This is a genomic window from Gardnerella sp. DNF01198P (assembly GCF_049244165.1).
In the GTDB taxonomy this organism is placed as follows: domain Bacteria; phylum Actinomycetota; class Actinomycetes; order Actinomycetales; family Bifidobacteriaceae; genus Bifidobacterium; species Bifidobacterium swidsinskii.
Map to the genome: position 1 here is coordinate 512,223 of NZ_CP058382.1, position 14,791 is coordinate 527,013.

Genomic DNA, 14,791 nt, shown 5'->3' on the forward strand with positions numbered 1-14,791 from the left:
TTTTAAGAAAGCTGAGGAATACTTATGGCACGAGTAAAGCGCGCAGTAAACGCTCACAAGAAGCGTCGCGTTGTTCTTGAGAGGGCTTCTGGTTACCGCGGTCAGCGCTCCCGTCTTTATCGCAAGGCAAAGGAACAGCTGCTCCACTCATTTACTTATAACTTCCGCGACCGCAAGGCTCGCAAGGGTGATTTCCGCAAGTTGTGGATTCAGCGCATTAACGCAGCAGTTCGCGCTGAAGGCATCACTTACAATCGCTTCATTCAGGGCTTGCACTTGGCAGGCATCGAATTGGATCGTCGCGCTCTTGCTGAGCTCGCAGTTTCCGATATTGAAGCTTTCAAGGCTGTTGTCGAAGCTGCTAAGGCTGCATTGCCAGCTGATGTAAACGCTCCAGTTGAAGCCTGATTTTGCTTTAATAGAGTTTTATTTTAAGCCCACCAATTTAGGTGGGCTTTTTCTTTTAAATCAACAAATTTATTTATTAGCTATAATTATTTTTATGCGCTCAAATCTTGATTCTGACAATAGGGAAAATAATATTCCTGAAGAGTTTGCACTTCATATTCAACGCTTTATTGCGCATATTGATATTGAGCGTGGTCTTTCTAAAAAAACAGTATCTGCGTACGCTTCAGATTTGCAAGATTACACATGCTGGCTTTGCGACGAACGAAAAATAAAAGATATTACTACTATTTCTCAATTAGATATTGAATCATACATTCGAACTTTGAATGAATTAGGGTTGGGGACTAGGACAGTTGCGCGTCGACTTGCAAGTATTCACGAATGGCACCGCTTTATGCTTGCTCATGGTGACATACAAGCTGACGTTTCAGCGCAAGTAAAAGCTCCAAAACAAGCAGACTACTTGCCGGATGTTTTAAGTATTGAAGAAGTAAATAGAGTTATTGAAGCTGCAGGAAATTTTGGAAGTTCCGATGCTATTTCGATTAGAGATACTGCTCTTCTCGAATTTTTATACGCTACTGGAGCGCGAATTTCGGAAGCAGTTGGCGTAAAATTCGAAGATATTGATTTAAACGAATCTGTTGTAAAACTTACAGGTAAAGGCTCTAAGCAGCGTTTAGTCCCGATTGGTGGTTGTGCTGTTCGTGCTCTTCGTAACTATATGGAGAAATCTCGCCCAGAATTAACGTTAAAGGGCAAACGTGAATTGCACACAATTTTCTTAAATAAGAGAGGTAATGCACTTTCTCGCCAATCAGCATGGGCAATAGTAACGCAAGCTGGCGAGCGTGCAAAACTTGACAAACCATTGCATCCGCATACGCTGCGTCATTCTCTTGCCACGCATCTTATTGCAGGTGGTGCTGATGTGCGCACAGTTCAAGAGTTGCTTGGACATGCTTCAGTTACAACAACTCAAATTTATACGCATATTAGTCCCGACGCATTAGTTGAAGCTTACGTAATGAGCCATCCTCGAGCTAAATAATTTTATGCTCAGAGTTTCGTGAGTATACCTGTTGATAAAGTGGGGAACATGCCTACTGATTTACTTGGACGCGAATACGAAACTTTTCATGCACCAGAGCCGTTAACTTCACATGGTCCTGCTCGCATTATTGCAATGTGCAACCAGAAAGGTGGAGTTGGTAAAACTACAAGTTCCATTAATATTGCTGGCGCGCTAAGTCAGTATGGTCGTCGCGTTTTGATTGTTGATTTCGATCCGCAAGGTGCAGCAACAGTTGGACTTGGAATTAACGCAAATGCGCTTGATAATACAGTTTATACGGCATTATTTGATTCGTCTGTAGATGTTCACGACGTAATTCGTCATACTGAAACAGAAAATATTGATATTATTCCTGCAAATATTGATTTATCTGCAGCTGAAGTTCAGTTAGTAACCGAAGTAGGACGAGAGCAGATATTAGCAGGTGTATTGCGCAAAGTGCGCGACGAATACGATGTTATTATAGTCGATTGTCAGCCTTCTCTCGGCTTGCTTACTGTAAACGCGTTAACGGCAGCTGATGGTGTGATTATTCCACTTGCTGCAGAGTTTTTTGCTCTTCGAGGCGTGGCTCTTCTTATGCAATCAATTGAGAAGGTACAATCTCGTATTAATCCAAATCTTAAAGTATTTGGAGTTCTTGTCACTATGTACACTCGCACACTTCATAGTGAGGAAGTGTTGCAGCGCATTTATGAAGCTTTCCAAGATCGCGTTTTGCACTCTGTGATTTCGCGTTCTATTAAGCTGCCAGATTCTACAGTTGCTGCAGTTCCTATCACTATTTTTGCTCCTGAACACAAGACTGCAAAAGAGTACCGCGAAGTTGCGCGTGAGCTTATTGCTAAAGGTGTTGTTGCGTAAGTTCTTGTTGTTCTGCGTTAGTGTGGATTAAAAGCTGTCTGCGCTCACTAGTAAAATCGGTGCGGTTTGGCAGTTTACCTATTTGGGTGCTTGTCAATAATGTATATAGCTACTGTTTCAGCCGATATTTATAGCTTAAGCGGTTGCATGTTAATAATTACTTAAACGCGAAGAATGGAAGAGGTTTGTGATGACTGTTCGCGGTGATATTCGAAATGTGGCAATTGTGGCGCACGTAGACCACGGTAAGACCACTCTGGTAAACGCCATGCTTCAGCAGTCGCACGTATTTTCTGAGCGTGAAGAAGTTCCAGATCGCGTTATGGATTCCAATGATTTGGAACGCGAAAAGGGCATTACTATTCTTGCTAAGAACACTGCTGTGCAGTACACAGGTCCATTAGCTGAAAAGTATGGTCATCCAGAAGGTATCACTATTAACGTTATTGATACTCCAGGTCACGCTGATTTCGGTGGTGAGGTCGAGCGTGGTATCTCTATGGTTGACGGCGTTGTTTTGTTGGTTGACGCTTCTGAAGGTCCTCTTCCACAGACTCGCTTTGTGCTTCGTAAAGCTTTGGAAGCTAAGCTTCCTGTTATTTTGTGCGTAAATAAGGTAGATCGTCCAGATGCTCGTATTGAAGAAGTTGTTGGCGAATCTACAGATTTGCTTCTTGGCTTGGCTCAGGATGTTGTCGAGGAAGGTATTGACCTCGATCTCGACGCTTTGCTTGATTTGCCAGTAATTTATTGCGCTGCTAAAGCTGGTTATGCTTCTGTTAATCAGCCTGAAAATGGTGGTTTGCCAGATAACGATAATTTGGAGCCATTGTTTGATTCTATTATTTCGAACATTCCAGCTCCTGAATACGAAGAAGGTGCTCCTCTTCAAGCTCATGTTGCAAACATTGATTCCTCTGACTTCTTGGGTCGTCTCGGTTTAGTGCGAATTTACAACGGAACTTTGGAAAAGGGCAAGACTTACGGTCTTTCTCGCGTCGACGGTTCCATTGAAAACTTCCGTGTTTCTGAGCTTCTTCGCACTCAAGGTTTGGAGCGCACTCCTGTAGCTTCTGCAGGTCCTGGCGACATTGTTGCTGTTGCTGGCGTAAACGACATTATGATTGGCGAAACTATCGTTGACCAAAACGATCCAAAGCCGCTTCCATTAATTCATGTCGACGATCCTGCAATTTCTATGACTTTCGGAGTAAACGATTCTCCTCTTGCTGGAACTGAAGGCAAGGATCATAAGCTTACTGCTCGTATGATTAAGGATCGTTTGGATCGCGAGCTTATTGGTAACGTTTCTATTAAGGTTATTCCAACTGAGCGTCCAGATGCTTGGGAAGTTCAAGGTCGTGGCGAGCTTGCTTTGGCTGTGCTAGCTGAGCAGATGCGTCGCGAAGGCTACGAGCTTACAGTTGGTCGTCCTCAGGTTGTTACCAAGACTATTGATGGTCAAATTAATGAGCCTATGGAAAGCACTACGATTGACGTCCCAGAAGAGTACATGGGTACCGTCACTCAGCTTATGGCTGATCGCAAGGGTCGCATGGATTCTATGAGCAACCACGGTTCTGGTTGGGTTCGTTTGCAATTTACTGTTCCTTCGCGTGGTCTTATCGGTTTCCGCACTGCTTTGCTTTCTGCTACTCGCGGAACTGGTATTGCAAGCTCTATTTCCGCCGGTTATGCTCCATGGGCTGGTCAGATTGTGACTCGTCAGAATGGTTCCATGGTTTGTGACCGCAAGGGTGTTGCAACTCCTTATGCTATGCAGCGTTTGCAAGCTCGTGGCGTATTCTTCGTTGATCCACAAAGCCCAGTTTACGAAGGACAAATCGTTGGTATTAACAACAAGCCAGATGAGCTGGATGTAAACATTACGCTTGCTAAGCACATGACTAACATGCGTTCTTCAACCGCTGATGTTCTCGAGACCTTGACTCCGCCAATCAAGATGAGCTTGGAAGAGTCTCTTGACTTTGCTAACGAAGACGAATGCGTGGAAGTTACACCTGAAGCAATTCGCGTGCGCAAGATTATTTTGAGCCGTGACGAATGGTATAAGTGGCGTGCTAAGCAGCGTCGTCAAAACAACAACGCTGCATGATAATCGCAATATACCAATTAGTAATGGAACGTTAGGTTTTATTATGTCGTCGAAACCGTGGTCGCATCGCTTGCCTTCGTGGGGCAGGTATGCGACCACGTGTGTTTCTGCAGTAATATGCGCGTTGATTGGTACTTTTGCTCATCGCTGCGGTGCAATGGATAACATTCCTTACGGATTCGTATTATCTATGCTTTTGCTGTTTTTGTCTGCTTGGTGTGCAAGATCTCGTAGTGGTTGGAGTGGATTACTTATTCACGCAATAGTTTTCTCCGCGTTTGCTTGGATTCTCGCATTAGATTTTATTGGCAGTGCAATTCTAGTACCTGTTGGTTTCACAATACCGTTGCCATGGTGTTCGCAATATGTTGGATATTTTTGGCTTTACGGCGTTCTTGTTGCTCACTTAGTCTTGCTTTGTATGCCTCAGCGTTGGTTTGTTATTGAATAGTGAAATGAGCAAAGAATTTGCAATAATTTAAGCGTGACTTCGCTGTGAATTTTGCATACAAAGAAGTATTAAGCAGTATTTTTTACAGTAGTCTTGATTACAATATTCTTAACTGCAACAGTTTTTAAGGAATACTTATGAATAGTAGTAACAGTAAGTTCTCACGTAAATTATGCTATTTAGGGCCGGAAGGTTCTTTTACTCATCAAGCAGCTTTAAAAGTTCAGCAGCAGTTACAATCATTTGAGAATTTGCGACTTATTCCAATTGCTTGCGAGAATGTTCTTAGTATTGCTAGTGAAATTGAAGAGCATAACAATTGGGGTGTTATTGCGTGGGAAAACAATATTGAGGGCGTTGTAATACCTAATTTAGATTTACTAATTGATGCAAAGAATATGGTTGGTATTGCTCGCGTAGGAGTCGATATTAGTTTTGATGCTGTTATTTGCAAGTCAGATTCAATCGATAACTGTTCTACTATTGTTGCTCATCCGCATGCGTTGGCACAATGTCGTAAGTTTGCTCAAGAGCGTGGATTGAAAGAAAAAACTGCGTCTTCAAATGCTGCTGCTTGTAGGGATTTAGTTCCTGGAGAAGTTGCTTTATGCCCTAAAATTTGTGCTGATTTATACAATAGGCAGATTGTGAGTGAAGCAGTTGAAGATTTTTCTGGCGCGCGAACTGAGTTTTTAGTGCTAGCTCCTCGAGATCAGGCTTTAGATTTTGTTAATGTGCAGCGAGAAAACTTTTCATCATTTTCCTCAATTATTGCATTTATTCCGCGTTGCACAGGTGCTGGCGTGTTAGCAAATTTGCTTGATGTTGTGCGTGATCATGGTCTTAATATGACTTCCTTTATGTCTAGACCGATTAAAGGGCGAGGCGGTTTATACAGTTTTATTGCAACTGTTGATTCTGCTCCTTGGGATTCTATGTGTAAAGATATGATTCAAGAGGTTGTTGAACATGGTGATTGGGTTCGAGTTTTAGCAGTGTATTCTTCTGATAAACGCAAGAATCCGGTGATGGATGATTGGATGCTACCTCATGGTGGAGTGTGCGTTGAACCTTCAGTTGATGCTTTACGTAATTTGAACGTAATGCGTGCAGAAAGAGAATTATTATGGTAGACGATGCTGAATTTTCTCAAAATTTTTCTGTTGGTATTGTAGGTCTTGGTCTTATTGGTGGATCTCTTGCAAAACGACTTGCTAAACTGGCAAATTGCAACGTATATGCATGGAATCGTCATAATGAGCCTTATGACGAAGCTAAAAGTTTAGGAATTACTTGCGTAGACAATGTGCAAGATTTAGCTAAACTTCGTCCAAATGTTTTGATTTTATGCAATGCTTTAGCCGCTATGCCAAGTATTTTGCATGAAGTTGCACCTTATATTGACAAATCTTGCACAACTATTAGCGATGTTGGTAGCGTAAAAACTTTAGTTAGAAATCAGGTTGCTGCAGCAGGTTTGCAAGATTGCTACGTTGGTGCGCATCCGATGGCTGGTAGTGAATTTACTGGTTGGAAAGCTTCTAGTGGTGAGCTTTTAAATGGTGCTTTGTGGGCTTTAACTGTTGATGATTCTACTGAGTTTTGGCGAGTTAGAAATATTTTGCAAATGATTGTTTCGCTATGCAAGAATCGCGCAATAGTTTTGGATGATGCAACGCACGATAATTCTGCAGCTCTTATTTCTCATATGCCTCATGTTGTTGCAACAGCTCTTGCAAACGTATTATGTGAACAATCTAATCGTGCTATTGCTTTACAACTATCTGCAGGTTCCTGGCGAGATATGACACGAGTTGCTCTTACTGATCCTCAACGCACTCGTGCTATGGTAAGTGAAAATCGGCATAATACTGCGAAATTATTGCGTTCCGTAATTTCTGAGCTAACTTTTGCTGCAAATATGTTAGATAATGATGTTGAAACCGCGGATGCTTTAGAGCAAGAGTTTTTTGCTAAAGCTCAATCTTGGAGAGAATATAAATACTTGCAGCGCAACTCGTCTAAAACTAGTATGCAACAAAGCGATGCTGCAAATAGCAGATTGTGGAAGTATGATTCTCAAATCAATTGGCAGCAGGAATTATTAGAATCCGCGCGCTTAGGAGAATCCATTGTTGAACTTTCCGGATTTAACATCAACGAATCTTCGCAACTGCTATTGCGCTCAGATGCTTCCTTGAGAAATGTGTAAAACTTGCTCCTTATCAGACAATTCTACAGACTAAGCGGCTTTTGGAATTTGCGTTCTGGGATTGGCTTTAAACGGTAAATAGTTTTGGCATCAATGAACATTTCTTCGGCAGCTCTAGTGCCGTTTGCTGCAGGATCTCGAAGTAAATGAAGCATTACCCCGTCCCACTCGAGTACGTGCCCAATTGCATCATGATACTCGATTTTTTGTGTTCCATTGTTATTGTCTTCTATAATTTTGTAAGTTCTTACTACTATGCGCGAGCCTGCAGGTATTTGCTGTGGTAGTGTAGTTAAATTCCGTGTTTGTGTGTTCATAACATGCTCCTTGTTGTATTATGCATGTGACTGAAGTATATGGCAAACGTTTTGTTTTAAACTTTTATGGAAGGGTGAGTTAAGTATGAGCAACAATAAATTTGTTTCTGAAAATTTCTTAGGCTTACCTTCTAAATATATGAGTTTAATAGATGATTATATTGATTATGTTCGTGCTAATAAAGGCTTGGGTGAACGCACGCAGAAAGCTTATGCCAGTGATATTTTGCAATGTTTAGCATGGTGTAATCGGCACGGATTTAATAATATTTCGGAGCTTACTACGGATGATTTGCGTTCGTGGATGGCTGATGAGTCGCGAAGTCATGCGCGTTCAAGTTTGGCTCGCAAAGTAGTTGCGGTGCGTGGTTTTTTTGCGTGGTGTCAGCATGTTGAATACATAAGCGGTAATCCTGCAGAAATTTTAATGACGCCAAAAATTAAAAATATGCTGCCATCTGTTTTGGATGAATATCAAGCAGAATCATTAATGAATAATGTTGATTCTAAAGCTAATGTTTCAACTTCGTGTCCCAAAAATCAGAAAGCTATAGGACTTCGCAATGCTGCAATTCTGGAGCTTTTATATGCGACTGGTATTCGTGTTGGTGAGCTTACTAGTTTAAATATTCAGGATATTAATTTTTCCTCGCACACTATAAAAGTTACTGGTAAGGGAAATAAGCAGCGTGTTGTGCCTTTTGGGGTTCCTGCTTATAAAGCTTTATCTGCTTGGATTTCTAAAGATGGACGAGAAATTTTATTGCGAAATTCTGTTGAAGAGGCAGTATTTCTTGGTACTCGCGGAAAGCGTATTGATCAGCGTTTGGTAAGGCAGATTGTGCATGACGAGGCTAAAAGTGCGCATGTTCCGGATATTTCTCCTCATGCTTTGCGGCATAGTGCTGCTACGCATATGTTGAATGGAGGGGCAGATTTACGCGAAGTGCAGGAATTATTGGGTCATTCATCGCTTAATACTACTCAGCGTTACACTCATGTTTCTATTGAATCTTTAAAACGTAAGTATTCTCAAGCTTTTCCGCGTGCATGATAGTAAATGTTTTAAACATTCAATTATTCATATTTAACATGTTTTTTACATAATAAATATGTTAATTTACATTTTTGTAATATACATATATCTATAAAAAACAATAAATTTTACTATATAAATAATAAAATTTTCGGTATTTATAATTAAATCTAGACTTAAATAATTAATTATTACTAATATACAATATTTTTTTCAATTTTCTTTTACTATTGCATTGTTTGTAAAAATACGTATCATTGAATTTTAATCAACGAAGAGGCCTCGTCATTGGCTTGCGAGAATCCATCTGGCAATAAAAACCGGATGGATTTTTATGTTTTAGCTGATGTTTGGCTTTTTTGTGATATGACAATCCTGCCTACCAGACGTTAGGAGAAAAATATATGAAGAATAAGGCTTTGGCTTTCGCTGCTGCTGCCTGCTCGCTGGCAATGTTACTTGGTGGCTGTGGCTCTTCCGCTAAGAATGCACAAACAAACGGTGGCAAGGTTATTATTACCGTTTCAAACTCTGAGCCACAAAACGAATTAGTCCCTGGAAATATTAACGAAAATGCTGGCGCTCGTCCTGCCATGTTGGTTAATTCCACGTTGGTAACTTTCGATGAAAAAGGTAATCCTGTGAATGAGGATGCTGAAAGCATCACTCCAAATGCTGATGCTACCCAGTACACCGTGAAGGTTAAGAAAGGAAAGAAGTTCAGCGATGGCACTCCTATTACAGCCGAAAGCTTTGTGAAAGCTTGGAGCTTCGTCGCTAACGCTAAGAATGCTCAGAAGTGTGCTTCCTTCTTCCAAACCATTAAGGGTTATGCTGATTTGCAGAAGGATGGTACTAAGGGTGACGAACAGCTTTCTGGTTTGAAGGTTGTTGATGAAAATACTTTTACCGTTGATTTGGAACAGCCAGATTCTGTATTCCCAATTAAGGTTGGCTACTTGGCATTTGCTCCACTTCCGGAATCCTTCTACAAGGATCCAAAGGCTTATGGCGAAAAGCCTGTTTCTTCTGGTCCATACTTGTTCAAGTCTTGGGATCACAACAAGCAGATTGAAGTTGTGAAGAACCCAGATTACGATGGTCCACGTAAGGCTCAGAATGATGGCGTAACTTTCAAGGTTTATACAGATGGTAACGCTGCATACCGCGATGTGCAGGCTGGAAACCTCGATATGACTGATAATATTCCAGATACCCAAACTAAGACTTTCCAGAAAGATACAACTGTTAAGGCTTACAACCGTCCAGGTTCTGTAATCCAACAGTTCACTATTCCTTCAAGTCTCCCGCACTTTGATGTAAAGACTGAAGAAGGTAAGCTTCGTCGTCAAGCTATTTCTATGGCTATAGACCGTAAGGTGATTATCAACAAGATTCTCAATGGCACTGCTTCTCCTGCGAACGAATTTACTTCTCCATTGACTCCAGGCTATAAGGCTGATCTTAAGGGTCATGAGAACGTAGAATTTAATGCAAAGAAAGCTAAGGAACTTTGGGCTAAGGCAGATAAGATTTCTAAGTATGATGGATCTCTTACTTTCTCCTACAATGCCGATGGAAATGCAAAGTCTGTGTTTGATGCTGTTGTGAATTCCCTCAAGAATAATCTTGGAATCAAGGCTGAGACCACTCCAATTCCTACATTCCAGGAATTCCGTAATGCTTGCGCTAAGCGTCAGATTAAGGGTGCATGGCGTGCAGGTTGGATGCCAGATTATCCAAGTGCAGAAAATTACTTGACTCAGGAATTTGCTTCCGTTGCAGCTGATGGCAATGGTTCCAACGAAGGTGATTATAAGAATCCAAAGTTCGACGATTTACTTAAGAAAGCTGCATCTGCTAAGCCAGAAGAGGCTATTAAGCTCTATCAGCAAGCAAACGAAATCCTTCTTGAGGATCTTCCATCTGTCCCATTGTTCTACTCGAACGCTAAGGCTGTGATGGTTCCAACTTTGAAGGGCTTCACAATGGATTGGCAGAATATGCCGCTGTACTATCAGCTTCACAAATAAGCTGGTAGCTAATTAAGAAAACAGCATAGTGTTACATACTTTTTAGAAAGTTAGTAGGTAACACTAGTTGGTTCCTCTTAATAATTTAATATCGCTTATTGCGAAATTGCTGCTCCAGCTAAACTAGTTAAATAAAACTATTGAGCTGGAGCGGCACTTTGTTGTTTTTTGAGTAAGTTTTAACAATTCAAGGAGAATTCGATGGGTAAGTACATTCTGCGTCGTATTTTGCAGATGATTCCTGTTGTTCTCGGCACAACATTATTAGTTTATGCTTTAGTATTTGCTTTGCCTGGAGACCCAGTAAAAGCAATGTTTGGAGAAAAACCTGTTAATCCTGCAGTGGCTGCACAAATACGAGCCGAGTATAACTTAGATAAACCATTTATTATTCAATATTTACTTTTCTTAAAGAATGCTCTTACCCTCGATTTTGGTCATACTTTTGCAGGTCAACCAGTTATCGATGAAATTGGTCGTGCATTCCCGGTTACTGTTCAACTAGCAATTATGGCATTCGCTTTCGAGGCAATATTTGGTGTCATATTTGGCATAATTTCAGGTTTGAAGAAAGGCAAGTGGTATGACAGTGTGATTCTGGTTGTATCTCTTCTTCTTATTTCTGTTCCAACATTTGTGACAGGTTTCGTAGGACAATACTTATTTGGTGTTAAATGGCGCATATTACCAGTTACAGCTAGTAACGATCCTGGATTCTTCGATTTGCTTCTTCCTGCAATGGTTCTTGGTTCTGTGTCTATGGCGTATATCATTCGACTTACAAGATCTGAAATTTCTTCAAATATTTCGCTCGATTATGTGCGTACAGCTCGTGCAAAGGGCTTAAAAGAAGGCTCTGTTATTGTTCGTCACGTTTTGCGCAACTCGCTTATACCTGTCGTCACCTTCTTAGGTCAGGATTTGGGTGCTCTTATGGGCGGTGCAATGATTTCGGAAACGATCTTCAACATTCATGGCGTTGGATTCCTCACATATCAAGGGATTCTAAAAGGAGAAGGAAACCTTGTTGTTTCCATTGTCACGCTTTTGACATTGATATTTGTATTTAGCAATTTTCTTGTTGATATGTTGTACGCGGCTCTTGATCCGCGCATTCGTTACGCGTGAGGGGAGTACACTATGGAAGATAATTTGATGAAAAATGATTTGATTGCAAATAATGCTTCAAATTGCGATATATTACCGGGGCAAGAACGCTACGTTGCACCATTAGACGATACGCCTATTCAAGAAGTGGATTCCGTAGACGAATCCGCTGCTGCAACGAGTATGTGGGCAGATACTTGGAGAACTTTGCGCAGGAATCCATTGTTTATTGTTTCTGCAATTTTGATTATTGCAATTATTTTTGTTGCGTTCTTCCCAAGCATTCTTACAAAGCACAATCCTAATTATTGCGTTTTGGAACACTCTCTTGAGCCAGCTTCAGCCGCGCATCCATTTGGTTTTGATATGCAAGGTTGCGATATTTATGCTCGAGTTGTTTATGGTACTCGTACATCGCTAAGTGTTGGTTTGCTTGCAACTATTTTGGTTGTACTTGTTGGTTCTTTAATTGGTGCGTTAGCAGGATTCTTCGGAGGCTGGGTTGATACTATTCTCAGCCGAATAACTGATATCTTCTTGGCTTTACCAATGCTTCTTGGTGCAATCGTAGTTTTACAAATGTTCCGTACATCTAAATCAATTTGGAAAATTGTGCTTGTTATGGTGCTTTTTGGATGGGTTAGCGTTGCTCGTATTGCACGAAGCGCTGTTATGGAATCAAAAAATCTTGAATTCAATACCGCATCTACTGCTTTAGGATCTACTCCAATACGTAATCTTTTCAAACACATTATCCCGAACTCTTTGGCTCCAATCATTGTTGTTGGAACAACTTCGCTTGGAACTTATATTGTGTTGGAAGCAACATTAAGCTTCCTTGGAATTGGTTTACCAAGTACTACTGTCAGCTGGGGTGGAGATATTTCTACCGCTAGAAATGTTCTTACTACGAACCCAGAAGTCTTGTTCTATCCGTCTATTGCACTCGCAATTACTGTGCTCGCCTTTATTATGATGGGTGATGCTGTAAAGGATGCATTAGATCCGAAGAGCCGTAAGGCGTGAATTTAGCGTGGAGGAATAAAACTTATGAATACAACACGTAAAGATATAGACATTCGCGCCATGCAGCTAGAGCAAGGGCCATTGTTGGAAGTAAAAAATCTCCAGGTTGATTTCACAACAGACTCAAAAAAAGCTGTTCATGCTGTTAGAGATGCTAGCTTCTGTGTTTATCCTGGTCAGTGGGTTGCAATTGTAGGTGAATCTGGTTCAGGAAAGTCCACTTCTGCAATGGCTGTTCTTGGTCTTCTTCCTGGAACCGGTCATGTTACAGGTGGATCTATTAAGCTCAAGGGTAAAGAAATTAGCAGTTTGAAGCCAAAAGAGATTGCTGCCTTGCGTGGTACTGCAATGGGCCTAGTTCCGCAGGATCCTATGAGCAACTTGAACCCTGTGTGGCGTATTGGCGAACAAGTTAAAGAAGCATTAATCGCAAATGGTGTTGACGTTGATCACGAGAAGCGTTCTTCATTAGCTGAGGCTCTTGCAGGCGATTCTGTTCAAGTCAAAAGCAATGAGGATGAAACATTCCTTGGCTCTAAAGAATTACCAGATTTGATTGAAGTTGCTAAGAAAGCTTTGAAAGAAGTTGGGCTTGATGAGCATAACGATGCTGAAAAGTTCAATGAAGCTATTGATTACTACAAGAAAGAGTGGGTTCCAGGCTCTGAAACTCGTTGGCGCGTAGCAGACGATTTAATCAAATATGGTGTAAATGACGACGAAGCTTGGGAAATTGCCAAAAAGTATGTTGTAGGTGCAAGCGTTGAAGATCGTATTGCTGGTTTGCTCGATGAAGCTGGTTTGCCAGATGCTGCAACTCGTGCACGTCAGTTCCCACATGAGTTTTCCGGTGGTATGCGTCAGCGCGCTTTGATTGCTATTGGTTTGGCTTGCCGACCGGACTTGCTTATTGCAGATGAGCCAACTTCCGCTTTGGATGTTACTGTGCAAAAGCGTATTCTTGACCATTTGCATACACTAACTGATTCGCTCGGAACTTCTGTTCTCTTCATTACACACGATTTAGGTTTGGCTGCCTCTCGCGCGCAGCATGTTGTTGTTATGTATAAGGGTCGTGTTGTTGAGTCTGGCCCATCGTTGGAAGTTTTGCAGCATCCTCAGCATCCGTATACAAAGAGACTTGTTGCTGCCGCTCCAAGCTTAGCTTCTCAGCGCATTATTTCTGTTAAAGAACACGGTGGTAACGCTGATAACTTGCTTGAGCATCATGTAGTAGGTGAGCAAACTCTCGAAAAAAGTGAGCATATTATTACTGTGGATCACTTAACTCGTGAGTTTAAGCTTCCTCGCAAGAAAGAGCTTTTTAAGGCTGTTGACGACGTTTCATTCTCTATTAAGCGTGGTACGACGTTAGCTATCGTTGGTGAATCTGGTTCAGGTAAATCTACTGTTGCGAATATGGTTTTGCGACTTCTTAAGCCAACAAGTGGAACTGTTACTTACGAAGGTAAGAATATTTCCGATTTAAAGGGTTCGGATTTGCTTGACTTCCGTCGCCATGTGCAGCCAGTTTTCCAGAATCCGTATGGTTCTTTGGATCCTATGTACTCAATTTATCGTTCAATTGAAGAACCTTTGCGTATTCATAAGATTGGTGATAAAAAGAGTCGTAAAAACCGTGTGGTAGAGCTTCTAGACATGGTTCGTATGCCTGCTTCAGTTATGACTCGATTCCCGAACGAACTTTCTGGAGGACAGCGTCAACGAATTGCGATTGCTCGTGCTATGGCTTTGGACCCAGATGTTATAGTTTGCGATGAAGCTGTATCTGCTTTGGATGTGCTTGTGCAAGATCAGGTTTTGCACTTGCTTAACGATTTGCAGGCGGAGCGTGGTTTGAGCTATTTGTTCATCACACACGATTTGGCTGTCGTTCGTCAGATTGCAGACGAAGTTGTTGTTATGCAGCATGGAAAGCTTGTTGAGCATGCAACTACAGATGAGGTATTCGATCATCCACAGATGGAATACACTCGCGATTTGCTTGATGCAATTCCAGGAGGAAATTTGGAACTTGGTTTAGACTAAATAGTACAAGCTGATAAAAAGGTGCAGGTTTTATAGAATCTGCACCTTTTTATTTTTCTATTAATTCCGTGTTTATTGGTTGAGTAATCCATAA

At 41.4% G+C, this 14,791-nt stretch carries 13 protein-coding genes; 12 read left to right on the forward strand and 1 reads right to left on the reverse strand.

The genetic code is table 11. From position 1 onward, the window contains the following. The first annotated feature begins 24 nt into the window (after positions 1-24). The 7 genes from rplT (at position 25) to HXT44_RS02310 (ending at position 7,129) form a co-directional block, all read left to right on the forward strand. Positions 25-408: a 50S ribosomal protein L20 gene (rplT, locus tag HXT44_RS02280; RefSeq protein ID WP_004105106.1), complete on the forward strand. Its 384-nt coding sequence runs from the start codon at positions 25-27 to the stop codon at positions 406-408. A gap of 94 nt (positions 409-502) precedes the next feature. Then, positions 503-1,462, forward strand: coding sequence for a site-specific tyrosine recombinase XerD (gene xerD, locus HXT44_RS02285; RefSeq protein WP_076003142.1), 960 nt, complete (start codon positions 503-505; stop codon positions 1,460-1,462). A gap of 48 nt (positions 1,463-1,510) precedes the next feature. Then, on the forward strand, positions 1,511-2,350 hold the full coding sequence (locus tag HXT44_RS02290) for a ParA family protein (protein ID WP_004110398.1): 840 nt from the start codon (positions 1,511-1,513) through the stop codon (positions 2,348-2,350). A gap of 190 nt (positions 2,351-2,540) precedes the next feature. Further along, the gene (gene typA, locus HXT44_RS02295; RefSeq protein WP_064621387.1) at positions 2,541-4,466 is read left to right on the forward strand and encodes a translational GTPase TypA; all 1,926 of its coding nucleotides are present in this window, start codon (positions 2,541-2,543) and stop codon (positions 4,464-4,466) included. A gap of 43 nt (positions 4,467-4,509) precedes the next feature. Then, positions 4,510-4,917 (forward strand): hypothetical protein, encoded by a 408-nt coding sequence (locus HXT44_RS02300; protein WP_041160476.1) that lies wholly within the window; start codon positions 4,510-4,512, stop codon positions 4,915-4,917. A 137-nt stretch (positions 4,918-5,054) separates the two neighbouring features. Beyond that, positions 5,055-6,050 carry a prephenate dehydratase domain-containing protein gene (locus HXT44_RS02305; protein ID WP_116440547.1) on the forward strand — a complete coding sequence of 332 codons (996 nt, stop codon included), beginning with the start codon at positions 5,055-5,057 and terminating at the stop codon, positions 6,048-6,050. Then, positions 6,044-7,129 (forward strand): prephenate dehydrogenase, encoded by a 1,086-nt coding sequence (locus HXT44_RS02310; protein WP_116440548.1) that lies wholly within the window; start codon positions 6,044-6,046, stop codon positions 7,127-7,129. Before HXT44_RS02305 ends, HXT44_RS02310 begins: the two co-directional genes overlap by 7 nt. 23 nt (positions 7,130-7,152) lie before the next feature. On the opposite strand, the gene HXT44_RS02315 is transcribed toward HXT44_RS02310, so the two are convergent. Further along, positions 7,153-7,446, reverse strand: coding sequence for a DUF6725 family protein (locus HXT44_RS02315; RefSeq protein WP_012913969.1), 294 nt, complete (start codon positions 7,444-7,446; stop codon positions 7,153-7,155). Between the two features lie 85 nt (positions 7,447-7,531). On the opposite strand from HXT44_RS02315, the gene HXT44_RS02320 reads away from it, so the two are divergent. From HXT44_RS02320 to HXT44_RS02340, 5 genes are all read left to right on the forward strand, one after another. Next, a complete protein-coding gene (locus HXT44_RS02320; protein WP_116440549.1) occupies positions 7,532-8,500 on the forward strand; it encodes a tyrosine recombinase XerC in 969 nt (322 codons plus the stop codon). A 386-nt stretch (positions 8,501-8,886) separates the two neighbouring features. After that, positions 8,887-10,515: a peptide ABC transporter substrate-binding protein gene (locus HXT44_RS02325; protein ID WP_004110383.1), complete on the forward strand. Its 1,629-nt coding sequence runs from the start codon at positions 8,887-8,889 to the stop codon at positions 10,513-10,515. A 201-nt stretch (positions 10,516-10,716) separates the two neighbouring features. Then, positions 10,717-11,643, forward strand: a complete 927-nt coding sequence (locus tag HXT44_RS02330) for an ABC transporter permease (RefSeq protein WP_004105077.1) — start codon at positions 10,717-10,719, stop codon at positions 11,641-11,643. A 12-nt stretch (positions 11,644-11,655) separates the two neighbouring features. Beyond that, entirely contained in the window at positions 11,656-12,648 is a 993-nt protein-coding gene (locus tag HXT44_RS02335; RefSeq protein WP_064621766.1) for an ABC transporter permease, read from the forward strand. Between the two features lie 24 nt (positions 12,649-12,672). Continuing rightward, positions 12,673-14,697, forward strand: coding sequence for a dipeptide ABC transporter ATP-binding protein (locus HXT44_RS02340; protein ID WP_421783070.1), 2,025 nt, complete (start codon positions 12,673-12,675; stop codon positions 14,695-14,697). Positions 14,698-14,791 lie beyond the last annotated feature (94 nt).

Bases quoted from the DNA above. Each gene is read 5' to 3' on its own strand.
- rplT (WP_004105106.1), top strand. From the start codon at position 25: ATGGCACGAGTAAAGCGCGCAGTAAACGCTCACAAGAAGCGTCGCGTT.
- xerD (WP_076003142.1), top strand. From the start codon at position 503: ATGCGCTCAAATCTTGATTCTGACAATAGGGAAAATAATATTCCTGAA.
- HXT44_RS02290 (WP_004110398.1), top strand. From the start codon at position 1,511: ATGCCTACTGATTTACTTGGACGCGAATACGAAACTTTTCATGCACCA.
- typA (WP_064621387.1), top strand. From the start codon at position 2,541: ATGACTGTTCGCGGTGATATTCGAAATGTGGCAATTGTGGCGCACGTA.
- HXT44_RS02300 (WP_041160476.1), top strand. From the start codon at position 4,510: ATGTCGTCGAAACCGTGGTCGCATCGCTTGCCTTCGTGGGGCAGGTAT.
- HXT44_RS02305 (WP_116440547.1), top strand. From the start codon at position 5,055: ATGAATAGTAGTAACAGTAAGTTCTCACGTAAATTATGCTATTTAGGG.
- HXT44_RS02310 (WP_116440548.1), top strand. From the start codon at position 6,044: ATGGTAGACGATGCTGAATTTTCTCAAAATTTTTCTGTTGGTATTGTA.
- HXT44_RS02315 (WP_012913969.1), bottom strand. From the start codon at position 7,446: ATGAACACACAAACACGGAATTTAACTACACTACCACAGCAAATACCT.
- HXT44_RS02320 (WP_116440549.1), top strand. From the start codon at position 7,532: ATGAGCAACAATAAATTTGTTTCTGAAAATTTCTTAGGCTTACCTTCT.
- HXT44_RS02325 (WP_004110383.1), top strand. From the start codon at position 8,887: ATGAAGAATAAGGCTTTGGCTTTCGCTGCTGCTGCCTGCTCGCTGGCA.
- HXT44_RS02330 (WP_004105077.1), top strand. From the start codon at position 10,717: ATGGGTAAGTACATTCTGCGTCGTATTTTGCAGATGATTCCTGTTGTT.
- HXT44_RS02335 (WP_064621766.1), top strand. From the start codon at position 11,656: ATGGAAGATAATTTGATGAAAAATGATTTGATTGCAAATAATGCTTCA.
- HXT44_RS02340 (WP_421783070.1), top strand. From the start codon at position 12,673: ATGAATACAACACGTAAAGATATAGACATTCGCGCCATGCAGCTAGAG.